This window comes from Streptomyces sp. NPDC002888 (assembly GCF_042888465.1).
Classification (GTDB): Bacteria; Actinomycetota; Actinomycetes; order Streptomycetales; family Streptomycetaceae; genus Streptomyces.
The window spans coordinates 18,996-43,363 of the sequence record NZ_JBIAPU010000025.1; the positions used below are offsets into that span (position 1 = coordinate 18,996).

Annotated in this window: 18 protein-coding genes and 1 pseudogene; 16 read left to right on the forward strand and 3 right to left on the reverse strand. The window is 70.8% G+C overall.

Going from position 1 to position 24,368, the window contains the following annotated elements; all coding sequences use genetic code 11:
- Positions 1–84: 84 nt before the first annotated feature.
- Positions 85–177 (forward strand): annotated as a pseudogene (locus tag ACFYWX_RS33680) (IS5/IS1182 family transposase); the annotation flags it as partial.
- 285 nt (positions 178–462) lie between these two features.
- Positions 463–1,233: a DUF4157 domain-containing protein gene (locus ACFYWX_RS33685; protein ID WP_389428624.1), complete on the forward strand. Its 771-nt coding sequence runs from the start codon at positions 463–465 to the stop codon at positions 1,231–1,233.
- A 115-nt stretch (positions 1,234–1,348) separates the two neighbouring features.
- Here ACFYWX_RS33685 and ACFYWX_RS33690 read toward each other — a convergent pair whose 3' ends face one another.
- Positions 1,349–2,761, reverse strand: a complete 1,413-nt coding sequence (locus ACFYWX_RS33690; RefSeq protein ID WP_389428625.1) for a hypothetical protein — start codon at positions 2,759–2,761, stop codon at positions 1,349–1,351.
- Positions 2,762–2,921: 160 nt separating this feature from the next.
- Here ACFYWX_RS33690 and ACFYWX_RS33695 point away from each other — a divergent pair, with 160 nt between their 5' ends.
- The 5 genes from ACFYWX_RS33695 (at position 2,922) to ACFYWX_RS33715 (ending at position 10,531) form a co-directional block, all read left to right on the forward strand.
- Entirely contained in the window at positions 2,922–3,542 is a 621-nt protein-coding gene (locus tag ACFYWX_RS33695) for a response regulator transcription factor (RefSeq protein WP_389428626.1), read from the forward strand.
- Positions 3,543–3,703: 161 nt separating this feature from the next.
- Entirely contained in the window at positions 3,704–6,823 is a 3,120-nt protein-coding gene (locus ACFYWX_RS33700) for an HYR domain-containing protein (RefSeq protein WP_389428627.1), read from the forward strand.
- A gap of 19 nt (positions 6,824–6,842) precedes the next feature.
- Positions 6,843–7,523 carry a DUF4255 domain-containing protein gene (locus ACFYWX_RS33705; RefSeq protein WP_389428628.1) on the forward strand — a complete coding sequence of 227 codons (681 nt, stop codon included), beginning with the start codon at positions 6,843–6,845 and terminating at the stop codon, positions 7,521–7,523.
- 198 nt (positions 7,524–7,721) lie between these two features.
- Positions 7,722–9,782 carry an ATP-binding protein gene (locus tag ACFYWX_RS33710; protein ID WP_389428711.1) on the forward strand — a complete coding sequence of 687 codons (2,061 nt, stop codon included), beginning with the start codon at positions 7,722–7,724 and terminating at the stop codon, positions 9,780–9,782.
- A 20-nt stretch (positions 9,783–9,802) separates the two neighbouring features.
- Entirely contained in the window at positions 9,803–10,531 is a 729-nt protein-coding gene (locus ACFYWX_RS33715) for a hypothetical protein (RefSeq protein ID WP_389428629.1), read from the forward strand.
- Positions 10,532–10,566: 35 nt separating this feature from the next.
- Here the strand turns inward: ACFYWX_RS33715 and ACFYWX_RS33720 are convergent, their stop codons facing one another.
- Both ACFYWX_RS33720 and ACFYWX_RS33725 read right to left on the reverse strand, forming a co-directional pair.
- Complete coding sequence (locus ACFYWX_RS33720; RefSeq protein WP_389428630.1) at positions 10,567–11,274, reverse strand: hypothetical protein; 708 nt, start codon at positions 11,272–11,274, stop codon at positions 10,567–10,569.
- Positions 11,271–14,786 (reverse strand): hypothetical protein, encoded by a 3,516-nt coding sequence (locus ACFYWX_RS33725; RefSeq protein ID WP_389428631.1) that lies wholly within the window; start codon positions 14,784–14,786, stop codon positions 11,271–11,273. The genes ACFYWX_RS33720 and ACFYWX_RS33725 overlap by 4 nt, the downstream gene beginning before the upstream one ends.
- 179 nt (positions 14,787–14,965) lie before the next feature.
- Between ACFYWX_RS33725 and ACFYWX_RS33730 the strand changes: the two genes are divergently transcribed.
- From ACFYWX_RS33730 to ACFYWX_RS33770, 9 genes are all read left to right on the forward strand, one after another.
- Complete coding sequence (locus ACFYWX_RS33730; protein ID WP_389428632.1) at positions 14,966–16,540, forward strand: phage tail sheath family protein; 1,575 nt, start codon at positions 14,966–14,968, stop codon at positions 16,538–16,540.
- Between the two features lie 107 nt (positions 16,541–16,647).
- A complete protein-coding gene (locus ACFYWX_RS33735) occupies positions 16,648–17,091 on the forward strand; it encodes a phage tail protein (protein ID WP_389428633.1) in 444 nt (147 codons plus the stop codon).
- Positions 17,091–17,576 carry a hypothetical protein gene (locus tag ACFYWX_RS33740; RefSeq protein WP_389428634.1) on the forward strand — a complete coding sequence of 162 codons (486 nt, stop codon included), beginning with the start codon at positions 17,091–17,093 and terminating at the stop codon, positions 17,574–17,576. Before ACFYWX_RS33735 ends, ACFYWX_RS33740 begins: the two co-directional genes overlap by 1 nt.
- The gene (locus ACFYWX_RS33745; protein WP_167455655.1) at positions 17,573–17,716 is read left to right on the forward strand and encodes a DUF6760 family protein; all 144 of its coding nucleotides are present in this window, start codon (positions 17,573–17,575) and stop codon (positions 17,714–17,716) included. The genes ACFYWX_RS33740 and ACFYWX_RS33745 overlap by 4 nt, the downstream gene beginning before the upstream one ends.
- 12 nt (positions 17,717–17,728) lie before the next feature.
- Positions 17,729–20,860, forward strand: coding sequence for a hypothetical protein (locus ACFYWX_RS33750; protein WP_389428635.1), 3,132 nt, complete (start codon positions 17,729–17,731; stop codon positions 20,858–20,860).
- 37 nt (positions 20,861–20,897) lie between these two features.
- Positions 20,898–21,335, forward strand: a complete 438-nt coding sequence (locus ACFYWX_RS33755) for a phage tail protein (protein ID WP_389428636.1) — start codon at positions 20,898–20,900, stop codon at positions 21,333–21,335.
- Positions 21,332–22,159 carry a peptidase M23 gene (locus tag ACFYWX_RS33760; protein WP_389428637.1) on the forward strand — a complete coding sequence of 276 codons (828 nt, stop codon included), beginning with the start codon at positions 21,332–21,334 and terminating at the stop codon, positions 22,157–22,159. The genes ACFYWX_RS33755 and ACFYWX_RS33760 overlap by 4 nt, the downstream gene beginning before the upstream one ends.
- Complete coding sequence (locus ACFYWX_RS33765) at positions 22,159–24,030, forward strand: VgrG-related protein (protein WP_389428638.1); 1,872 nt, start codon at positions 22,159–22,161, stop codon at positions 24,028–24,030. Before ACFYWX_RS33760 ends, ACFYWX_RS33765 begins: the two co-directional genes overlap by 1 nt.
- A 51-nt stretch (positions 24,031–24,081) precedes the next feature.
- Positions 24,082–24,363 carry a PAAR domain-containing protein gene (locus ACFYWX_RS33770; RefSeq protein ID WP_389428639.1) on the forward strand — a complete coding sequence of 94 codons (282 nt, stop codon included), beginning with the start codon at positions 24,082–24,084 and terminating at the stop codon, positions 24,361–24,363.
- Positions 24,364–24,368: the final 5 nt, after the last annotated feature.

Below are 24,368 nucleotides of genomic sequence, written 5' to 3' on the forward strand. Positions count from 1 at the left end.
TCCCCGGGCCATAGACGACGAGCATGCCCTGGAGCCGGCGAAGCGCCCCTACGACCCGCGTCACGCCGGCATCTCGTGGTGTCGGTCGACTCCACGATCGTGCGGGCCCATCAGCATGCCGCTGGTGCCCAAAAGGGGGGGCATCGGGCACTCGGACGTTCGCGAGGCGGCCTGACGATCCTCGCCACCGCCGCCCCGGCCTACTTCCCCCTGCGCAAACTCGATCCAAAAGCCCACACGTCGGCCTGACCCTCTACCAAGCCCTGGATGTCGTTATACGCAGGGATCCCGGCATGGGCCGAAGGGGCAGACCGGCATACGGACACCCGGGGTGGCGTCGTCTGCCTCATCGGGCAGCGGTGGCTGCACTCCCGTAAGCAGCCGCACGCCTGTACCCGGCACGCGCACTGAGGCAGTGTCAGGGTCAGAGAGGTCTGCCGCTGGACGTCCCAGGGAGCGAGAATGCCCGACCACGTACACGACCACGATCACGACCAAGAGCACCGACAAGCCGGCCACAGGCAGCCCCAGACCGACGACTCGCGGCTGTTCAAGGCGGCAGCCGCGGGTCGCCCCGATGTTCTGGGCGCATCCGGCATGGGCACGCTGCAGCGTGCCGTCGGCAACAGTGCGGTGGGCGCCATGCTGCAGCGGGAGCAGGACGAGGAGAACCCCTCGCTGCAGCGCTCGCCCGTGCACGACGTCATCGGGTCCGGCTCCGGGCAGGCCCTCGGCGGCGATGTCCGCTCCGACATGGAGGCAAGGCTCGGCGCGGACTTCTCCGACGTGCGAGTGCACACGGGCGACGCGGCGCACGAGTCCGCGAAGTCCGTCGGAGCGCATGCCTACACCGTCGGCAACAACGTCGTCTTCCAGCGGGATGCCTACGACCCGTCGTCCCATGGCGGGCGCACGACGCTCGCGCATGAGCTGACCCACGTGATCCAGCAGCGCAACGGCCCGGTCGACGGGACCACGGCATCCGGTGGGATCCGGGTCAGTGACCCCTCGGACCGGTTCGAGCGTGAGGCCAGCGCGAACGCCGAACGCGTCATGTCCGCCCCGGCCCCGGCCCCGGCCGCACAGGCCGTGGAGGGGGCGGTGGCCGCCCCCGTGCCGTCCGCGGTGGTCCAGCGGGAGTCCGAGCAAGAGGGCGAGGAACCCGCCGACGTGCAGGGGCTGTTCGTGCAACGGGCCGAGGAGGAGCAGCAGGAGGAGCCGGGCGATTCATGACCGGAGCGGCCCCCGGGCTCGTGCCCGGGGGCCCTGCCGGTTCGCCGTCGTCAGCGGCTCGGCGCCGCCTGCGCGAACGCCGGCCGCTGCCGGTCCCGCCGCTCTCGGGGCCGGGTCAGCCCGCGGCGGGGGAGGGGGAGGCACTCGGGCTGGGCGCCTGCCGCAGCGTCCCGCCGACCAGCACCGACTCGTCGCACTGGGCCGGCTTCGGACCGCCCACCGGCCGTCCCACCTCACTGCAGGTCACCGTCATGGTGATCCGTCCCCCGGCGGGCACCACGATCGGGGTGACGAAGTGATAGTCCTGGTCACGGAAGTTCTGCAGCGCCAGCCTCAGCAGGGTCCGGCTCCCGGAGGAGATGACGACGGTGCCGGAGTCGCCCTGCGGGTTCTGCACCACGAGGTCTGTCAGGTCGAACGCCTGGCCGGCCGGGATGCGGTACACCGTGTCGGACGTCGGGTCGCCGCCCACCGAGTCCTTGACCCCGGCCTGAGCGCTGCGCGGATCCCCCGCACCCCCGCCCCCGGCCCCGGTCCCGCTTCCCCCCGTGCCCCCGCCGACTGCTGTGCCCGTGCCGCCGCCGGTACTTCCGCCCCCCGATCCCGCCGCGGTGCCGGAGCTCGGTGAGCCACCACCCGCCGCCGCATCCTGTCCCGTCCCGCCGGCGCCCGCCGACGTACCGGACGAGCCACCGCCGCTCGCGGCGCCGGACGCGTTGGGGCTGGGCGACAGCACGGCGGCCACCTGCTTCTTGGACTCCTCCCGCGCCGCCGACCGCACCACCGGGCGCAGCAGGGCGAACCACACGATGGCCAGGGCCACCACCGCGGCCGCCGCCGCCATCAGGGCGCGCGGCAGCCAGCGCGGCAGTATCGCGTCCTGCTGGTAGGTGCCGTCCAGGGTGACCACCTCGTGCGGCACGTCGCCCGTGGGCATGGCCACCACCTGGAACGGATGCACGACGGGAGCGCCGCGCCACAGCCGCCGCGTCGGACGCGCGGTGAGCCGCGACAACTCGGCCGCACCCGGCGCCAGCTCGACGGTCTCCCGGGCGAAGCGCAGCCGCACCTTGGAGCTGTCACCCTGGGCCGCCAGCCCCACCGTCACCGGGATGTTGCCACGGTTGTCGACGGCCACGTCCGTACGGCCGCGCCAAGCGCCGTCGAACCCGCGGGGAACCAGCTCCCCGGTGATCTCGGCGAACGGCAGGACCGTGACGACGCCCTCGGGGACCACCGCCGTGTCGGGGGCGCTGGTGGGCACCACCCGCACCCCGAACGGGACGTCCCCGGCCGGCACTTCCGAGCTTCGGGGCGGGCTCAGTGCGAGGACCGCGGTGCCCGTACTGTCCGGATACAGCGAAAGGCTCGTCGGTTCGACGGTCGCCCAGGCCGCTGCCGGGCCCACGACCTCGAAGCGATACTCCTCCACCGTGCTGCCGGAGTTGCGTACCTGAAGGGGGACTTCGATCCGCCCACCAGGCTCGGCGGTCACAGCGGTCGTGTCCAGGCTCGCCGCAGTTGTCATGATCGGCACAGTAAGGCCGGTGGCAGTGGCCGGCAGGGGCCTCACAGGAAGACTTTCGGGAAGCTGATGTGCCCATTGACGCCTTGTTGACTGGGCGTGGAGTCACCTGCCGCATACTGCTCGACGCGCCGCGATGCGCTCGACCAGGGGGGAGACTGGTGTGGACCGGATAGTTGTGTGCCTGCGCGCGGATGATCCGATCTCCAGAACGGGGGTCGCCACCCAGTTGCGGCCCCGGCCGGAGATCCGGCTGCAGGAGGAGGGGGAGGAACCGGCCGCCGTGGTGGTGGTGGTCGTGGACACCATAGACGAGGAGTCGCTGCGGACCCTTCGCCACATCCGGCGGACGACGGCGGCCCGGGTGGCGCTGATCGCCACCCGCATCGACGACCAGCAACTGGTCGGTGCCGCCGAGTGCGGAGTGGCGGGCATCCTGCGCCGGTCCGAGGCGACGCCGGAGCGGCTGGTACAGGTGATCAGTGCGGTGGCCAGGGGAGAGGGAAGCGTTCCCGCGGATCTGCTGGGCCGCTTGCTGGAGCAGGTCGGCCAGTTGCAGAGCCAGGTCCTGGCGCCGCGCGGCCTGAATTTCAGCGGGCTCACCGACCGGGAGATCGAGGTCGTCCGACTCGTCGCCGAGGGGTACGACACCGGGGACATCGCCTCAAAACTCGCGTACTCCGAACGCACCATCAAGAACATCCTGCACGAGCTCGTCACTCGGCTGCACCTGCGCAACCGCTCTCACGTCGTCGCCTATGCGCTCCGGCAGGGGCTGATCTGAAGGGGCTGTTCTGAAGGGGGCGGTCCGCTTCGGTGGCGAAGGGAGAGGCGGATTGCCCGGAGGGGCAATCCACTCTTCCCCGGGGCGTGTCCCTTGCGCTGCTCCGTCGAAGAGCGGCGCCGGGGGACGGTTGGGCAGACGCCGATCTGGGAGGGGATGTCGTGCGGTTGTTCCGGCTGCGGGCGGGCCTGATGGCCTCGGTCCTCGCGCTCGGCGCGGTAGGGGCCGGCATCTCCGACGCGGCGCCGCGGGCCCGGACGACGTCTTCGTCCTCCTCTTCGTCCTTCCCGACTGCGACGGCCCCGGTGTCCCCGGTCACGCCGTCGCTGGTGGAGCAGTCGCTGAATCCCGGTGCCTCGATCACCGTCGCCAAGCAGGTGCAGACTCCGGCGGTGCCGCCCAAGCCGGATGTCGTGCTGCTGGTGGACAACACGGGGAGCATGGGCAGCGTCATCGCCAACGTGAAGGACAACCTGCCCACGATCGTCGACCAGGTCTTCGACGTGCAGCCCGACTCCCGGTTCGCCGTCGCAAGCTTCGGTGACCAGGACGACCGGGACGTCGGCGCTGACCGACTCTTCCTCCTCCACCAGCCGTTCACCAACGACCGCGCCGCCATCCAGAGCGGCGTCGATCAGCTGGACGCCCACTACGGCGACGACGTGCCGGAGGACTGGGGCAACGGGCTGTTCGAGGTGGCGACGGGGGCGGGCGGCCGGAACGCCTTCCGGGACGGGGCCACACCCATCGTCGTCCTCGTCGGCGACGCACCCACCCACGAACCGAGCAACCAGCACCCCTTGGCGGACGTCGTACAGACGCTCAAGGACCACGGCGTCAAGGTCCTCGCCGTCGGCGTCGGCGGAAACGGGCTCGACGCGTACGGCCAAGCCACACAGGTCACCCAGGCCACCGGCGGTACGTACCTCCAGGGCATCGACCCGGGTCATGTGTCGAACGCCATCGTCCAGGGCCTGACGAACCTGCCGGTCGCCGTCAGCCACCGGCTCGTCGACTGCGACCGCTCGCTGAGCGTCTCCCTCTCTCCGCCGAGCGTCCAGGTGACCAGCGGCCAGACCGCCTCCTTCACCGAGCAGATCACGGTGTCCCCGGACGCACCGCAAGGCTCCACGCTGGCCTGCACGGTCCAGTTCTCCCTCGGTCCGGCAGCCGACCCGGCCTACCGGGAGCAGATCCGCATCACCGTCAACGACGTGACCGCCCCGGCGGTGACCGTCGACGACCGTACGGTGGAAGCCACCGGTCCGGACGGCGCGGTCGTCGACTACGCGGCCGCCGTGCACGACAACGTCGACGGCGAGGTCCCGGTGTCGTGCGAGCCGTCCTCCGGGACGCGCTTTCCCCTCGGTCGGACGACGGTCACCTGCACGGCGACCGACAAGGCGGGCAACACCGGGCGCGACACGGCCGTGTTCACCGTCGTCGACACCACGGCGCCGGTGGTGAGCGTCGAGGACCGCACCGTGGAGTCGACCGGTCCCGAGGGCGCGGTGATCGAGTATCCGGTCACGGCCAAGGACGTTGTGGACGGCGATGTTCCGGTGGTGTGCGAGCCGCCCTCCGGCTCGACGTTCCCGATCGGGAAGGCCACTGTCACCTGTACGGCGACCGACAAGGCCGGCAACACCGGCCGCGACACGGCCGAGTTCACGGTGACCGACTCGACCGGCCCCGTCGTCACCGTCGACGATCGCACCGTGGAGGCGGCCGGTCCCGACGGCGCGGTCGTGGAGTACCCCGCGTCGGCGGAGGACACGGTCGACGGGAAGGTGCCGGTCACGTGTGATCCGCCGTCGGGCTCGGTGTTCCCGATCGGGGAGACGAAGGTGACCTGCACGGCGACGGACTCCCGCGAGAACACCGGTAAGGACACAGCCGTCGTCACCGTCGTCGACACCACCGCGCCAGGCGTGACCGTCGACGACCTGACGGTGGAGGCCACCGGTCCCGACGGCGCGGTCGTGGAGTACACCGCCACCGCGGTCGACACCGTGGACGGACCGACGAAGGTCACCTGCACACCGCCCCCCGGCTCCACCTTCCCGGTCGGGAAGACCACCGTCACCTGCACGTCGACGGACGCGCACGAGAACACCGGCGAGGACACCGCCGTGATCACGGTGGTCGACACGACCGCGCCCGTCGTCACCGTGGACGACCGCACCGAGCCGGCCACCGGGCCCGACGGCGCCGTGATCGAGTACACCGCCACGGCCCAGGACATCGTCGACGGACCCCTGCCCGTCACCTGCACGCCCCTGTCCGGTTCCACGTTCCCGGTCGGCGAGACCACCGTGACCTGCACCGCGACCGACGCCGCCGGCAACACCGGCACCGACACCGCCGTCTTCACCGTCATCGACGACGGCAAGCCCGTCGTCCAGGTCGACGACCGGAACGTACGGACCCTCAGCCGGGACGGCGCACCCGTCGAGTACACGGCCACGGCCCAAGACCTCGTCGACGGCACCCTGCCCACCACCTGTACCCCGCCCTCCGGTTCGACCTTCCAGCTCGGGAAGACCACCGTCACCTGCACGGCGACCGACAAGGCGGGCAACACCGGCCGCGACACCGCCGTCGTGACCGTCGTCCTGATCCCGCCCGTGCCGGTCGCGCCCTCCGCCGACCTCGCCGTGACCGCCGCCGCCGACCCGCAGCCCGCCTTCACCGGCGGCACCGTCACGGCGACGTTCACCCTCACCAACGCCGGACCGGACCCCGCGACGAAGATCGTCCTGACCGCCGGGACACCCGGGGCCGCCACCATGGTGAGCCCCCAGGACCGCTGCACCGCCGCCAGCCCCTGCACCCTGCCGGCCGGCGGCCGGATCCAGGTCACCACCCGGCTGTCGTACGACAAAGCCACCAGCGGCACCCTGACGGCCCGGGTCGCCGGCACGCCGACCGACCCGCGCACCGCCAACAACACCGACTCGCTCCGGTTCCGCGTCCTCAAGCCCGAGCTGACCGCCGGGCCCGTCGTCGCCCGGCTCGGCGACGTCGTCCTCGCCGAGGGCCGCGACTTCCCGGCCGGAACCGTCGTACAACTGAAGTGGAACCAGGGCATCACCGCGGCGACGGCTCCGGTGCGGGTGGGCGCCGACGGAACGTTCCGCACCCAGGTCCTCGTCCTGCGCAAGGACCGGACCGGAACACGGCTGCTCCGTGCCACAGGACCCGGATACGACCCGGTCACCGCGAAGGTCCTCGTCGTGCCCCGCACCCTCCAGCCACCCGACTTCATCGGCCGCGGATGAGCAGGACGGAGGTGGCACCGTGATCCACGAGGTGGACGACGCACTGCGCGCCCTCGTCCGGAACGACGCCCTGGGCGGCACACAGGTCAGCGTCGTGTTCGACGCACCCACCCGCGAGTGGGCGGCCAAGGTCAACGCCCCCACCGTCAACCTGTACCTCTACGACATCCGGGAGGACATGCGCCGCCGCTCCCGAGGCCTGTCCAACGAGTACGACGAGCGCGGCACCGTCATCGCCCGGCACCGCCCGCCCCGGTACTTCAAGCTGTCCTACCTGATCACCGCCTGGACCCGGCGCCCCGAGGACGAACACCGCCTGCTGTCCTCCCTCCTGCTGTGCCTGCTGCGCAGCGACGCCATGCCCACCGAGCACCTGGCCGGCTCACTGGCCGAGCTTCCGTTGCCGGTGCCGATGACGATCGCGCTACCGCCCCCCGAGGACCGGTCGTTCGCGGACGTGTGGAGCGCGCTCGGCGGTGAGCTGAAGCCCTCCCTCGACCTCGTGGTCAGCGTCCCCCTCGTCGGCACGGGGATCGTTCCGGCGGGGCCGCCGGTCACGGAGGAGGGCGGCCTGCGGCTCGGGCTGGAGAACACCGGGCGCACCGGCCAGGGCCCCACCGGTGCGCGGGAAGCCGCCGCCGCGGACGCGCCGGTGCCGCCTCGCCCGCGGCCGGCGCTGTCCCGGCGCGTCCGCGAATGAGCGCGGGCTGCCGGATGCCCTGGTGGCCAGGGCCCCCGCCGGGACCCGGCGCGGGCTCGCGAGTGCCACGCTCGCGGTCGTGCCGAGGCCCGGCGCGGCACCGCGCCTCGTGAGGGGCCGCAGTGTGACTGCGCGGCCGGCCACGCACGACCGTGCGGTACCCCACCCGCACCCACCGAGCGGAGCGAGGAGCATCCCATCGCCGAGAACCCCAGCCTTCGCCACCTGCTGGACCGGGTGGTCCTCGTCGAGGAACGCGTACGCCGCGCCGTCGCCGCCCGCAGACAGACCGACCCCAACCCCGACGACGCCTTCCGGGGCCTCTACCTCACCGACGACGCCGTCGAACGCCTCCTGCACACGCCGCCCCGTCCCGCTGCCCCCGACCGTACGGACGCCGCCCGGCACACCGAGGCCGAGACACGAGCCGACACCGCCGACCCGCCCACCAGCCTGCGCCGCCTCACGGCCGACCTGGGCCTGACCCACCTCGACGTCGAGATCCTGCTCATCGCCCTCCTGCCCGATCTGGACGCCCGGTTCGAATCGTTCTACGGCTATCTCAACGACGACGTCACCCGGCGCCGACCCTCGATCGGCCTGGCTCTGGCGCTGTGCGGACTGTCCCCGGCGGACGCTTCCGCCCGTGCCCGCCTCGGCGCCACCGCGCCCCTGCTCTCCGGCGGCCTGCTGCTGATCGAGGACCCGGACCGCCCGTTCCTCGGGCGCGCCCTGCGCGTACCGGACCGGGTCACCGCGCACCTGCTCGGCGACGACACCCCCGACCCCCGGGTCGCCGACCTGCTGACCCCGGCCCCGCCCGTGCCCGGCGTGGGCGACGCCGCCCGGCTGGCCCGGGCCCTCGCGGCCGAGGTCCCGCTGGCCTACCTGAGCGAGGAACAGGGCGGTGCGGGGCCGGCCCTCGCCGCGACCGCTCTCGCCCGGGCCGGGCGCCCCGCCCTTGCCCTGGACCTGGCCCGCCTCGCCCGCGACCCGGCCCCCGCGGACGCCGTGCGCACCGCCGTACGCGAGGCCCGGCTGACCGGCGCCGGTCTGGTCTGCACCCCGGTCGACGCCCTGGACCGCGACCGTGAACGGGCCGCGCTGCTACGGCAGTTGACGGACGCCCCTGTCCCCGTGGTCCTCGTCGGCCGCGTCCCGTGGGACGCCGCTTGGTCCACCCGTCCCCCCTTGCTGCTGCGCGCCCCGCGCGTCGAGCCGACCGCGCGAGCCGCGCTCTGGCAGACCGCGTACGGGTCCTCCGTGCCCGCCGGCATCAACGTCCCGAACCTCCTGGCCCCCTTCCTCCTCACCCCCGAACAGATCACCCGGGCAGCCCGAAGCGCCGCCCAGAACGCGCTCCTGGACGGTGCCGAGCTGCGCCCCGAGCACATACGCCGCGGCGCCCGGGCCCAGAACTCCGCCGGACTCGACCTCCTCGCCCGCCACATCGAACCCGCCGTCGGCTGGGACGACCTCGTCCTGCCTGCCGACACCCTCAACCAGCTCCGAGAACTCACCGCCCGCGCCCGCCACCGCGACCGCGTCCTCGGTGAATGGGGGATGCGCCCCGGCGGTGCCCGCGGCCGAGGCGTCGTCGCCCTGTTCGCGGGCGACTCCGGTACCGGCAAGACCATGTCCGCGGAGGTCGTCGCCGCCGATCTCGGCCTGGACCTCTACACCGTCGACCTGTCCACGGTCATCGACAAGTACGTCGGCGAGACGGAGAAGAACCTCGAGCGCATCTTCTCCGAAGCGGCCGGGGTGAACGGCGTCCTCCTCTTCGACGAGGCCGACGCCATCTTCGGCAAACGCTCCGAGGTCAAGGACGCCCACGACCGCTACGCCAACGTCGAGAGCGCCTACCTCCTCCAGCGCATGGAGTCCTTCGACGGCCTGGCCGTACTCGCCACCAACCTGCGCGCCAATCTCGACGACGCCTTCACCCGCCGCCTCGACCTCGTCATCGACTTCCCCGTCCCCGACCCCGCCCAGCGCCTCGCCCTCTGGCAGCTCTCCCTGGCCCCCCTCCTGCCCGGCGCCGACGACCTCGATCTCCCCTTCTGCGCCCACTCCTTCGAACTCGCCGGCGGCAACATCCGCTCCATCGCCGTCACCGCCGCCTACCTCACCGCCGAGGCCGGATCACCGCTGACCATGCGGCAGCTGATCCACGCCATCCAGCGCGAATACCAGAAGCTGGGCCGACTGACCCTGGCCAGCGAGTTCGGGCCGTACGTCGACCTGCTCGTCCTGTGAGAGACCGGAGGAGGACCGCTGTGCGCGCACACGACGAACAGCTGACGGAACAAGGGCGGACACACCGCCCCACCGCGCTGGTGCACGGAGCCGAGCGGCACGCCTCGCCGCTCGAGGCGGTCCTCGCCCTCCAGCGAACAGCCGGAAACGCGACGGTCGTACGACTTCTGACCGCGCAACGGATGCCCGACCGTACCGTCCGGGAGAAACGGCAAGCGGTCAGCAACTCCCCGTACGGCAACCGACCGCGTTCCGCCCGGCAACAGGTCCAGGAGGGCTTCGACCCGGACACGCCCCGGGCCCCGGAACTCCCGAGTCGGGGCCCCAGGGACGAAATCATCTGGAGCGGCACCCGGGACGACATCGGATTCACCCCTGCGACGACGACGGCTGTGCTCGCCGCGACACCCAGCCAGAACGCGAACGGCCGGACCGAGTACGCGTGCGCGCAATGCGGCACGTACATCCCCCAGCTGAGCGACAAGACACCGGCGGACGGCAACCGCTACGTCACCATCGACCACATCACGGAGATCATCGCCTACGTCCAGGCCCACGCGACGGCCGTGACCTGGCTGACCGACGGCCGCACCGTCGGCGCGATCACCCGTGCGGAAGCGAAGCGATGGGCCAACGACATCACCAACCTCCGCGTCCTCTGCGCCCAGCCCTGTAACGGCGGCACCCGAGCCGCCCACAGCGCCAGCCGCCGGTACGACACGAACAAGGCGGTGTGGTGGGCGTCGTAGGGGCACTCACCGCAGGACGACCATGAGGTGTACGGCTAGCCGGCCAGTATGCTCGGCAAGTGGGTTTTTGCCAGTTCGGGGTTGTACCTCAACGGCTCTTTGCGGTCCCCGCGGTAATCGCTGAAAATGCCGACGCGGGCGCCCACCAAGCCCCAAGTGGCAATCGTGAAACTCAGGTAATCATCCAGATAGGTCACTCGCGAGTAGTCGTATTCGATCCAGTAGTCGCCCAGGAGCATCATCTTCCAGTCCTGCTTTCCGGGCTGCACTACGAACGCCATCGCAAAGAAGTCGCTGACCGCATCAAACGGACGCAGCATTCCACAGAAGGTATTGCTTGAATAGACGGTTCCGTCGAAGTCGAACTCTCCCTCGTCTGGCTCTGACTGGGGGAGTGAGTACTCCTCGTCGAACAGCATGTCCTCAATCGGCAGTACTTCGATGCCCCCAGCTTTCCCGAACAGACTGTTGCGGGTTGCCGAATCTGCGCATTCCTCCATGAGGAGGCTGCGGTTCTGGCTGTCGAGGTCCGGCTTGAAGCGCCAGCTGAGACTGGCTCCATTCAGTAGCCCGTAAAGCTGTCGAAGGGGAGTTGGTAGACTGCTTCCGAGTCGAGCCTCTACATCGTTTATGAGCGCAGCAGGGGCTGGTGCCTGCAGTTCGAAGGCGAGCAGATCCAGGGAGGGGTGCGCTTCGATGGTGCGCGCCAGTCCCTCCAGGCTCGAGCGAAATTCGGAGATCATTTTACGTGATAGCTCCCCGCCTCGTGACGTATATCGTTTTCCGCGGTGCCGCTGTCGGAAGCGCCATCGGTGACGCGCTTTCCGTTCTCGAACACCACTTCGTACTGCCAGTCGAACGCCACCGGCACATGCACCTCCGCATCCAAGATCCGCTCTTTTTGGGCGATTTTCGGGTCGTTGGCGGCCTGCCAGGCGTTGACGATATCTGTCTTGTTGATTGCTCTGCCGTACCGTACGGTTACGGTATATCTCAGCCCCTTGTCCTGCGCAAGCAACTCCTTCACCTTCTTCTCTGCTTGACGCTCAAATTTCTGATTTCCGCTCTCGGATTGCGGTGTGAGATTATCCCATCTATCGCCCGGACCGTGTGCGCGGAAGCTGAGTAGGTGGCCCAGCTTGTAGAAGCGTCGTCGGCTTGTCGCTTTCTCGTAGCGGGTCAGCAGGATGTCCCATACCGGACTTGACATGGAGGGGTCGGGCACACTTCCTGCTGGGCCGTTTTTCGTGAGCAAGGTCACCGTCATTGTCGTGGCGAATCCGCCACTTGAAAGTCCTCCGTAGACCGGTGGCGTCGAGTCGGGCAGTTTTCCGCTGTCTCCGATCATGTTCGATGTGGCCTGCGCCAGTTGACTCAGCAAGTTGGAAATTTTCTGCCGTTTCAGTGGTTCGGCAATTGTTTCAGTCCTTGTTTTCTCGATGTCTTCCAGTATTCGGAGTGCCTGCTCTTTGGCGGACGTGCGTTGTTCGTCATCCGAGGTGGAGGTCGAATCGATGTACTTCCGATATTCTTGCTCATTGCTTCTGATCATCAACGTGGCATTGTTTCCCTCGCCGCGGAACAAGAGCGTATGTGCTTCGCCGTTGGGTGCCCGAAGGCCCTTCCTGACCGACCACCAAGGAGGGCTCTTGGCGGGTTCCTTACGTTTGTCGGTACGGCGTGAACTCTTGAGTTTGGCCCAGAGTTTCTTTGCTGCTTTGGCAATGAAATCGACGATCCTGTCGATCGCCTTGTTGACCGGCCGGGCCACCGCGTGGAAGACCTGCTTGACCTTGCCTGCGAGATTGCCGACGCCCAGCAGGGCGGCGAGGAAGCCGATGAGGACGGGGATGGAGGCGGCGAGGGCGCCCTCGATGAGGGCGGGGACGCCGCCACCGCCGCCGCTCGCTATGGCGACGACCGCGTCCAGGATCGAGTTGACGAACTGGATGATCTGGGCGCCCTGGGTCACCACGAAGGTGACGATGTCGATGATGCCCTTGACGGCGCGGACGAAGGCGGAGGCCGGGTTGAGGAGGGAGACGATCCAGGTGATGCCGGCGACGATGACGGTGGGGATCAGGTAGGAGGTCAGCTTCTGGAGGATCGTCGACTTGAGGTCGCCGACGGACTCCTTGATGTGCTCGACTGCACCGGCCGGCCCTTCGCGTTGGAGAGCCTGCGCGACGGGGACGGATTGTTCAGCGGCGGTGACCGCCTGGTCGGGGACGCCCTTGCGGGTGATGCGGGCGCGGATGTTGGCCCAGGTCAGCCCCAGCAGACCGCCGATGACCTGGATGATGCCCTTGAGGTCGAACTTGGCGGGCAGGGCCAACCCCGCGCTGACGGCGGTCCCCAGGAGCCAGGAGACCAGGCCCTTCTTCAGGTGTTCGGCGATGTTGCCGATGAACTGCCGCAGACCGGCGCCGACGGCGGTGACCAGGTTGCGGAGGAACCCGATGGGGTCCTTGATGATGTTCATGACCGCGGCGGCGGCCCTCGCCAGGACACCGAGCAGCATGTTCTTCAGCTCGATGATGGTCTGGATGACACCGACGACGGCGTCCTTGGCCTTGGCGATGAGGCCCTTGTTCTCCTCCTGGAGCTTCTTGATCTCGTCGTCGACCGCGTTCAGCGCCTGGGTGTACTTCTGGGCGAGGTCCTGGACCAGTTGATCCGACTTCGCGTTGACGTCGGCTTCCAGGCCGTCGAACTTCTCCGTGAAGTCATCGGCGGCCTGCTGACCGAACTTCTTCAGGTCGGCGGGGAGCTTGTCGACCTCGGCCTTGAGTTCGGCCCGGCCGCGCGCGATGCGGTCTTTTGCCTTGCCGAGTTCGGTGCCGATGAGGTCGGCGATGGAGGAGATGACCTGCTGCATCTGGGCGACGTAGAGCTTGCGGGACTCCTGGAAGAGCTGGTTGGCCTCCTCCGGCAGGCCCGCGAACTTGTCCTTGACCCACTTGAGCTTGCCGGTGAAGCCGGAGTACCGCTTGTCCTTGTAGGCGTCCATCCGGCGCTTCTGGTCCGCCATGAACGCGTCCCGCGCGGCCTTCTCACCGGCCGTGAACCTCTCGTCGACGAGCTTGTCCAGGCCGGAGAGGGTCCTCTCCACGTCCGTCTTGGTGCCGTCGAAGACCTTCTGCAGTCGGGCGGTGACCTCCGCCCGCTTGCGTTCGTCGGCGGACTTGGTGGCGCCCTTGCCGCCGTCGACCTGCTTGCCGGTGGCGGTCCGGGTGGCGGCCAGGCCGGTCATGGCCTGGGCGCCGACAGCCGCCGCACCCTGCTTGGCGGCGGCGAGTTGCTTGGCCTCGGCGCCGCGGGCCTGCCCCGGCGCCGTCGCGGAGTGCTTCTCGCCCTCCTTCTTGGCGCTGAGGGCGTCGGTGAACTGGGGCTCGTTGCTCTTGGCGAGCTGGTCCTCCGTCACCTCGGCGTCGGCCATCTGCTGGTTGACCTGCTGCGGCCCGCCGGAGAAGTCGGTGACCGCGTCCGGTTGCCTGGCCGGGACCGCGCCTGCCGGGTTCGGGGCGCCGGGGACGGGCGGGGGAGCGTCGGGAGTGAGCGGGGTGACCGGCTTGTCCGTGGCCTTGGACAGGTCCGGGGCTGCTTTGGTGGTGGTGTCGATCTCCTTGGCGGAGGCGGCCTTGCCCTGGCTGACCTGGCCACTGACCTGGCCCTTGACGGCCTCAGCCTTGCCGGACCCGGAGAAGTTGTCGGCCTCTTCGAGGTTCTTCGGAGCCTGCGCGGCGATGGCCTGGTTGACGGCGGCGATGAACCCGGCCTTGTCGAACACGCCGGGCTTGGCCGCGTTCATCTTCTCGGCCTGCGCGGCCTTGCCCTGGGCCTGCTTGTCGTCCGGCGGGGCGACGGCGGCGTTCTGTGCGGCCTTCGACTCCGTGGCTGCGGGAGCGTGCCGGGAGGCCGCGGTCTTCTTCGCCCGCACCTCGGACTTCAGGCCCTGGAAGGCGGGCGACGCGGACGGTGGCGGCTTGACCGGCGGAGCCGGGGCGTCCGTGGCGGGCGGAGCCGCGGTCTGACGCTGCGCGACCAGCCGGGCCACCGCCGCGTTCCCCGCCCGTGCCTGCAACAGACGCAACTGCTGCGGGGCGAGGCCCGTCAAAGGGGCGCTCTCCGGCCCGGGCGCCGTGGTGGGTGAGGTGGATTCCTCGACCGTGGGCCGGGCCTGGGCAGGGGCCGCCGGGCGTGCCGGCGCCGCGCTGGTCCTCGCGCTGGTCTTTTTGTCCGGCGCCGCCTTCATGGCCGCAAGTGTTCGGGTTCGTGGCCACTCGTACACGAGAAGGGTGGGTACGGCCAGGGGAAGGGCGGCATGCCTGATCGGGCAGTTGGCTGTGCACCGCGCGGCGGACGAACGGCACGTCCGGGTGATCGCGACCGGAGTCAGAATCTGCTTCGGCCGCTGGTCAAGGAGGAGTGGGTATGCCGTCGTATCTGTCCCCGGGCGTCTACGTCGAAGAAGTGGAGGCTGGGGCACGACCGATCGAGGGAGTGGGCACCTCGGTAGCCGCGTTTCTCGGCTTCGCCCCGCAAGGGCCCCTGAACGAGCCGACGCTCGTCACCAACTGGAGCCAGTACGTAGGTGTCTTCGGCGACTTCGTCGAAGGTTCCTACCTGGCGTCCGCCGTGTACGGGTACTTCGCCAACGGGGGTGGGAACTGCTACGTCGTCCGGATCGGAGACGGCGGGAACGGCGTCGCGGGAGAACTGCCGAGCGGGTCCGCCCGCGGGACGTCGGACGGTGAGTCCGCAGCCGAGGCGCTGCTCGGCGGATTCCGGGTCCGGGCACTGCCGGGCGTCACCGGTGAGATCACGCTCGAGGTCGGCGGGGCGGACGGCGAGGCGCCGCCGAGCGAGGCGTTCAAGCTGGTGGTCAAGGTGGACGGGGAGGAGAAGGAGACCTACCCCTCGGTGTCCACCCGCCGCGGCAAGGACAACGTCGTCACCAAGGTCAAGGAGAAGTCGCAGACCATCGCCCTGGAGGAGGTCAGCCGGGCCGCTGCGTCGACAAAGCCCGACACCGGTACGGTCGTGCTCGCGGCCAAGTCCGGCACGGCCCCGGTTCCGGCCGGGTCCGGCACGGTCGCGCTGTCGGCCGACGACTACATCGGTGACGCGGACGAGCGGACGGGCTTCGGCGGTCTTGAGGCCATCGACGAGATCACGATGGTGGCCGTGCCCGACCTGATGAGCGCCCACCAGCGCGGCATCCTCGATGACGAGACCGCCATCTCGGTGCAGCAGGCCCTGATCTCCCACTGCGAGTTGATGGGCGACCGGGTCGCCATCCTGGACGCTCCCCCCGGGCTGTCGCCGCAGCAGATCAAGAACTGGCGGATGGACACGGCCGGCTTCGATTCGAGGTTCGCGACGCTCTACTACCCGTGGATCAAGGTTTTCGACCCGTCGGTCGGCCGTAACTCCTTCGTCCCGCCGAGCGGGCACATAGCCGGGGTATGGGCTCGCAACGACGAGTCCCGCGGTGTGCACAAGGCGCCGGCGAACGAGGTCCTGCGGGGCGCGGTCGGCCTCCAGACACAGATCACCAAGGGCGAGCACGACCTGCTGAACCCGATCGGCGTCAACTGCGTCCGCTCCTTCCCGGGCCGCGGGATCCGGGTGTGGGGCGCTCGCACCCTCTCCTCCGACCCGGCCTGGCGGTACCTGAACGTGCGCCGGCTCTTCAACTACCTCGAAGAGTCGATCCTGACGGGCACGCAGTGGGTCGTCTTCGAACCGAACGACGACGCCCTGTGGGCGCGTATCCGGCGCACCATCTCGGCGTTCCTGGTCAACGAGTGGCGCAAGGGCGCGTTGTTCGGGCTGACCCCGGACGAGGCCTTCTACGTCAAGTGCGACCGGGAGACCAACCCCGCCGAGGGCATCGATGCCGGCCAGGTCGTCTGCGAGGTCGGGGTCGCTCCGGTCAAGCCCGCGGAGTTCGTGGTGTTCCGGCTGGCGCAGCTGTCGGGCGGCACGGGATCGGTCGACGAGTAGCGCAGCGGCAGGCGGGTCATGGCCGGAAGGCAGTGGGCCGCCCGCGATCGGTCCCGGGGCGGCGGAAGACCGCCGCCCCACACACCAGATGAGCCATGGAGGCTGGGATGGCACTCCCCGAACTTGACAGCTCTGTCGGCCACTCCTTCGGATTGGAATTCGACGGCGTGGTGATCAAGCAGATCACCGAGGTCAGCGGCTTGAAGATGGAACAGGACGTCATCGAGCTGAAGCAGAACACCGCCGACGGAAAGTACGCCGTCAAGAAGCTGCCGGGCCGCCCCAAGGCCGGCGAGGTCACCGTCACCCGCGGCCTGACCGAGGACAACAGCTTCGAGACGTGGATCAAGTCGTCCCGGTTCGGGAAGATGAGCGACGCCCGCAAGAACGGCGCGATCATCGTCTACGACTACGAGGGCAGCGCGATCAAGCGGTACCAGTTGATCAACGCCTGGCCGAAGTCGCTGGAGATCGGCACCCTCAAGGCAGGCGACACCTCCGTCCTCACCGAGAAGCTCTCGATCACGTACGAGAGCATGGAAGTTGAGTGATGCGCAGGACGATGCCCGCCCAGGCGCGGTCTGCGGCACAGCCCCTCCCGGGCGCACCGGAGCAGGACCACACCGGGGGACCGGGCGAGGGCACGAGCGGTGCGGGGCGTGACACGCTCCGCACCGAGTTCCCCTTCGAACTGCCCCGGGGGTACGTGGACGAATCCGGCACCGTGCACCGGCACGGTGTGATGCGGCTGGCCACCGCCCGGGACGAGCTCATCCCGCTGCGGGACGACCGGGTGCGGGAGAACTCCGCGTACCTGTCGGTGGTCCTGATCGCCCGGGTGATCACCCGGCTCGGCACCATCGAGGACGTGCACGCGGGCATCGTGGAAGACCTGTTCGCCTCGGACCTCGCCTTCCTCCAGGACTTCTACCGGCGGATCAACGCGGAGGGCCACACCCGCGCCGCGGTCACCTGCCCTTCCTGCCAGGAACACTTCGCCGTGGACCTCGCCGGGGGCCGCCTGGGGGAATCGTGACGTACGCGGTCGAGCGCCTCTACGAGGAGATCGCGTACCTGGCCTATCACTTCCACTGGCCACTCGACGAGCTGCTCGATCTGGAACACCCCGAACGGCAGCGGTACGTCGAGCAGATCGCCCGTCTCAACGGGCGGTGAGAGGACACCGAGATGGGACTGCTGTCCTGGCTGACGAGGAGCGGTGAACGCTCGCGGGGCGTCACGGAGCCCGGGACGCGAGCGGGCGCCGACGCCGGGACGACGTCACCCGGACCGGACGCGGCGACGGACGCACAGGTCACGGACGGGTGGCGGTCGACGCCCCCCGTGCAACGGACGCTGAGCGCGCCCATGGGGCTGCTCACCGACCCCGGCGGGTTCGGCCGGCGGCTGGGTACATGGCAGGACCCGACCGTCACCGGACCGCTCGGCCATCTCGTCAGCGCACAGGCGCCGTCCGGCGTCGGCCACGGGCTGGCGGAACCCACGATGCCGGTGCAGCGGACGAGCGTACGGCCGGAGGCTCACGCCTTCGGGGTATCGCGGGGCGCGCAGGATCCCGTGCGGGGCGATGACGGCGGGTCGGCAGACCGGCCGGGCGACCCCCACGGCACGGGTGGCCCGACCGTCCTGCGGACGGTGTCCCCGGCCGGGGGCTCAGCGACGGCACAGCACCTGGACCACGCGCCGAGCCCGGGCGCGGGTTCGGGTTCGGGTGCGTCGGTGCCCGACGGCGTACGGGCGGTCGCACCAGCGGCGCTTCCTTTGGCGCCACTTCAGCGGACGACCGTTCTGCCGACCGGCCCGGCGCGGGATACAGCACCGCTCGCTCCGGTGATGGTCATGCGTGTGCCCGTTGTTCCGGCAGCCCCCGCGGGTCCCGTACCCGCCCGCCCCCTGATCGTCGCGGAGCCACCGGGCGAACCGGCGAGGGAACTCGCGGCTGTCCCTGCGTCCTTGCCGGACGCGGACCCCGGCCCCCTGGCCCCGGGCACTCCGGACGAGCCCGTAGCCGACCTCCTCGCCACGCGTGCGGGGCAGGACGAGGAGGGTGAGGGCGGTGTCGTCCAGCGCACCGAAGCGTCGGTCACCGACCGGCCGACGGCGGTACGGGACACGGCACCGCTCCCGCTCGCCGCGCCGCGCACCGGCACGGCCGCCGGCCAGGGACCGGACGCTGCCCCCACCGCTCCGCTCATCGGCGGCGTGGACGGTGCCGGGTCTGCCGTGCAGCCTGCCGTGCAGCCCGTTGTGCAGCGTGACGTCGCGGCTCCGCCGCGTCCGCGTCATCGGGGTCTCGGCGAGCCGCTCTCGGCGCTGCCGCCCACCGCCGTGCCGCTTCCGGGCCCGGCGGCGCCGCCGACCGAGTCTGCCGTGTCCCCTTCTGTCCCCTCCCGGGTACACGTCTCCCGGACCGTGGAGGCCCCGGAGACCCCGGCGGCCCCGGGGGACCTGCGCGTCCCGCACGCTCCGGAGGTACCGGCGGTGCCGGACCTCGTGGCAGGTCCGGCCGAGCCCGAAGAGTCGTCGCCCGACGGCGAGGGCACCGCGCCGCTGCTCGGCGACACGCCACCGTTGACCACGGACCCGGTGGACCTCGGCACAGGGCTCTCGCCCGAGACGGCGACCGGTGCCGGCGCCGAAGCCGTGGAGGTCGGTCCGGTGCCCGCTCCGGGGGCCGGCCCAGGCTCGGGCACCGGCCCAGGCCTTCGTTCGGGCTCGGGCATCGGCCCTGGCTCAGGCCCTGGCTCAGGCCTTGGCACCGGCTCAGGCTCAGGCACCGGTCCAAGCTCAGGTTCAGGTCCAGGTCCAGGCCCCGGACCGGATGCCGTCTCCGGATCCGCCGCCGGTTCCGGTGGCGCTGCGTCGCCGGGGCCGGTCGCGGTGCAGCGACTCGACGTTCCCGGCGGCCCGCCCCCCGCACCCCCGTCGACCGGGGAGACGCCCGTGGTCGCGGAGGCCGACCCGGCACCGCTCCTCGGGGACGCCGGACCGCTCGCGGTGAGTGACACGGTGGTGCTCGAGGCGCCCGGCCCGGGAGAGCTGGTGACGGCCTCGACGCCACTGCCGATGCGGCGGCTGGACGCCGTGGACGAGGCCACGCTTCCCGGTACGGTGCCTGAGACGGGGGTCGGTGCCGGGTCGGGAACCCGGGGCGGCGGCCCCGTGTTCCCGCTGGTGGCGCAGCGGTCGCTGCCTCTCTACACGGTGCCGGAACCGGCGCTGTCCACCGAGACGCCGGTCGCCTCCGAGCCTCCGGCCGCGGTCCCGATCCAATGGGAGCGGGTCGGGGGCGGGGCGTCCGTCTCGGGGGCCGGCGGTTCCGGAGGCCGTGCCGGGTCAGCCCCCGCCGCACCCGACGGCTTCCGCGGACCCGGCGACCACGGCGGCCCTCACGGTGGGCACACCGCGACCGGCGGCGGCAGCGCGTACCCCGGCGCCGTCTCGGGCCACGCGGGTGGTGTCGTGCAGCGGTCCGCGGTCGCCGGCCCTGCGGCCCTCGCCGATGGTGCTCCGCCTGCTTGGTCCTACGGTGAGGCCGGCCTCCCCGGCGCCGTCTCGGGCCACGCGGGTGGTGTCGTGCAGCGGTCCGCGGTCGCCGGCCCTGCGGCCCTCGCCGATGGTGCCCCGCCCGCCTGGTCCTACGGCGACACCGGCCGCTCCGGAGTCTCCGGGGTTCCCGGCCTTTCCGGGCTCCCCGGCCTTCTCGGTGTCTCCGGGCCCCCAGCATTCCCCGGCGGCCCAAGTGCCGGTGCCGCTCTCCCCGATGGCGTCCCCCAGCCGACCACCCGGGCGCTTCACGGTCCGGGCGCCCTCGGCCCCGCGGTCCCACTGCAGCGGCTCGAACCGGTGCGCGACGTCGCTCCGCCGCCCGTACGCCACTCGGCCCCGACGGCGCCCCCGTCCCCGCCCCCTCGGGGACAGGCGCCGTCGGTTTCCGGCGTGACGCCCGACGTCAGCGCGGGGGCCGCTGCGGTCGCCGCCGGGGTGGCCCGGTGGATGCCGGACGGCTCCGTGGAGTTCACCGCGCCCGCCGTGCAACGCGCCGAGGACGGCCCGCCGGGCACCGAGCCGCCGGCCGACCCTCCGGCGCAGCCGGAGCCTGTCGACCCACCGGCGCCGTCAGTGGCCGCCGGCGACTCCTCGACGTCGGCCGCCACGGGGAAGGCCGGCGGGGCAGGCGTCCCCAAGGTCACGGACGAACTCGTCCGAGCCCTGGTCGCCCCCCTCAGCAGGCTGCTCAGGGCGGAGCTGCGCATCGAACGTGAACGCGCCGGGACCTTGATCAACATCCGGCACTGACAGAGCACCCGGTACCGACAGAAAGGCAGGGCATCGGATGTCCACGACCCAGGACCCGGCGGTCTCGGTCTGCTTCGTCGTCACGATCGACGGGATCGAGCTGGGGTCGTTCAACACCTGTGAGGGACTGGGCTGCGAGGTGGTGCTCGAATCCCGCGAGGAGGGCGGGAACAACGGCCATGTCTGGCAGTTGCCGACGCGCCTGAAGTACCCCAACGTCAAACTCTCCCGGCCGCTGACGAAGGACACCCAGAAGGTGGCCAAGTGGTTCGCCAGCATGACCACCGGGTTCGCCCGCAAGACTGCGCACATCGAGGCGCGTACCGGCGACGACGTGATGGTCGCCCGCTGGGGTCTGCTGGAGGTGGTGCCGGTGCGCTGGACCGGGCCGACGTTCAATCCCGAGTCGCCCAAGGTCGCCACGGAGACCATCGAGATCGCGCACCACGGTTACACGATGGAGCCCGGAGCATGAGCGGGCCCGTGGCGTTCAGCGCGGCGGGCGGCGGCGCGAGGTCGGCGTCGGCCGCGGGCGGTGACGCGCGGCCCAAGCTGGAGCACGCCTACCTCGAACTGCGCACCCCGCCCTCGGGCGGCAGCCTCACCCCCGGCGGGCCTTGCGGCCGGATCGACTTCCAGTTCAATCCCAAGGAGCTCAGCCTGGGCAAGTCGGCGTCCTGGAAACGCACCCCCGCCAAGGGCGCAAAGAGCGCGGGCCCGCCGGAGTACCAGGGGCCGCAGCCCAGCAAGCTCACCGTCGAGATGTTCTTCGACGCGAGCGACACCCAGGACACCCGTGTCGTCAAGGCTGTGGAGAGCCTGTTCGCCTGCTGCGTACCGACCAACGAGACCCGGCAGGCGCAGCGGTCGTCGCCGCCCTGGGTGGTCTTCCACTGGGGCGGCATCACCGGCTTCCCCGGCTACGTCAGCCAGGTCCAGGTCAAGTACACGCTGTTCACCACGTCCGGGGTGCCGATTCGCGCGGTGTGCCAGGTGACGATGGAGGAGATCAGCGGAGAGACAGCCGGCCAGAACCCGACCTCGGGGGCGCTCACCGCCCGCCGTGTCCACCGAATCCGCGCCGGCGACACGCTGCAGGGCCTCGCCTGGGCCGAGTACGGCGACGCGGCGGCCTGGCGGGCCATCGCCGAGGCCAATGGCATCGACGATCCGATGCGGCTGACCGAGGGGCGGGAACTGCTGCTCCCCTCGGCCGACGAACTGGACACGGTGCCGGGCGGGACGGCGGAGCCCGTCGCGTACGGGTCCGCGGCCACCGGCGGCCGGAAGGACTTCTGATGGCCCATGACACCGTCGCCAAGATCCTGGTCATGGAGATCGGCGGGACCAGGCTCCCCGCCGACCTCGCCAACACCCTCGTGGACGGCTACGTCGACGACAGCCGAACCCTGCCCGACACGTTCGTCCTGCGGTTCCGCGACCCCAGCCGGGTGCTGCTCGACAAGGCCGGTATCAAGATCGGCTCCGAGGCGCGGCTGATGGTCGCGTCGGGCGCGGGCGGCTCGCCGAAACCGCTGCTCAAGGGTGAGGTGACCGCACTGGAGCTGGACTTCGACGAGACCGGGACGTTCACCGTGGTCCGCGGTATGGACAAGGCGCACCGGCTCTTCCGGGGCCGTCGGGTCGCCGCCTACCAGAACATGACCGTCGCGGACATCTGCCGCCGCGTCGCCCAGCGCGCCGGGCTCGGGACGGGCACGATCGACGTCTCCGGCCCGGTCCTCGAACACGTCGCCCAGGCGAACGTCTCCGACTGGGAGTTCGTCCGCGACCTGGCCGAGGACGCCGGAGCGCAGGTCTACGTGATCGACGGCGCCCTGCATGTCACCGGGCCCACCGCGGCGTCCGGTGCGCCCGGCTCCTCGGCCCGCGCCGACCGTGACCCGCTCGTGCTGGAGCTCGGGAAGAACCTGGTGCGCTGCCGCGCCGGGGTGACCGCCGCCGAGCAGGTCTCCCAGGTCCAGGTGCGCGGCTGGGACACCAAGACCAAGCGGGCCCTGGTCGGCACGGCACAGGCGGGCAAGGCGGACACCGCCCAGCTGGGCATCGGCCCGGCGGACGTGGCGCGCCCCTTCGGGAAGGCCGACTACCTCGTCACCGACAACACGTACGGCGTGCAGGCCCGCGTCGAGCAGGTCGCCAAGGCGCTGGCGCAGCGGATCGCCGGGTCGTTCGCCGAGATGGAGGCGGTCATCCAGGGCAACCCCGATGTCCGGGCCGGCGGTGCGGTCGCGCTGTCCGGGGTCGGCGCCCCGTTCGAGGGCCGGTACACCGTCACCGCCTCCCGGCATGTCTTCGACGCACAGCGCGGCTACGAGACCTGGGTGACCGTCTCGGGCCAGCAGGAACGCTCCCTGTCGGCGCTGGCCGGCGGCGCCGCGGGCCGGGCGGGCCGACTCCCCGAGGTGGACGGTGTCGTCATCGGTCTCGTCTCCGACACCAAGGACCCGGACAAGCTCAGCCGCGTCAAGGTCAAGTTCCCCTGGCTGTCCGACGAGTACGTCAGCGACTGGGCACGCAGCGCGCAGACCTCCGGAGGAGGGGGCAAGGACGGCAAGGGAACCTCCGCGTTCGTCCCGGAGGTGGGTGACGAGGTGCTGGTCGGGTTCGAGCAGGGCCGGCTCGACCGCCCGTACGTACTCGGCTGCCTCTTCAACGGGCAGGACAAACCGTCCACGGCGAGCGGCGAGCTGATCGACGGGACCAGTGGCGCCGTCAACCGGCGGTCGTTCTCCTCCCGCAGCGGCAACCAGCTCGAACTGCTCGACAACGCCTCCGGCGCACAAGGCGTACGGATGGTCACCGGCGACGGCAAGCTCACCATCGACCTCGACCGCAAGGGCACCAAGATCATCGTGCACAGCGACGGCACGGTGGAGATCGACGCCAAGGACAAGGTCACCGTCAAGGCGGGCAACGGCGCGCTGATGGACGCGGGCAACGGCACCCTCGAACTGACCGGCAAGTCGGTGAAGGTGACCGCGCAGACAGGCGTCCAGGTGGACGGCGGCAGTGGCCAGGTCGGGCTCAAGACGAGCGGGGGAGTGGAGGTGAAGGGCAGCCAGGTCGCGGTCAACGGCACCGCGCGCACGGAGATCAAGGGCGGGGCGACCTGCACGATCAACGCGGGCCTGGTCCGGATCAACTGACGTACGACCAGCCCCGATACGACGAAGAGACGACGAAAAGGAGCCTCCGCCATGCCACCCGCCGCTCGCGTCGGCGATCCCACCGGCCACCCGGGGACGGTCGGCCCGCCTGGCGCGCCCACCGTCCTCATCGGCGGCATGCCCGCCGCCACCGTCGGTACCACCCACACCTGCGCCTTCCCGCCGCCCGCCGTGCACCCGCCGTCCGTGATCATTCCGCCGGGGTGTCCCACCGTCCTGATCAACGGCAAGCCCGCCGCCCGCATGGGGGACACCGCCGCCTGCGGGGCTCCGATCATCGCGGGCTGTCCGACCGTCCTGATCGGCGGGTGACCGGC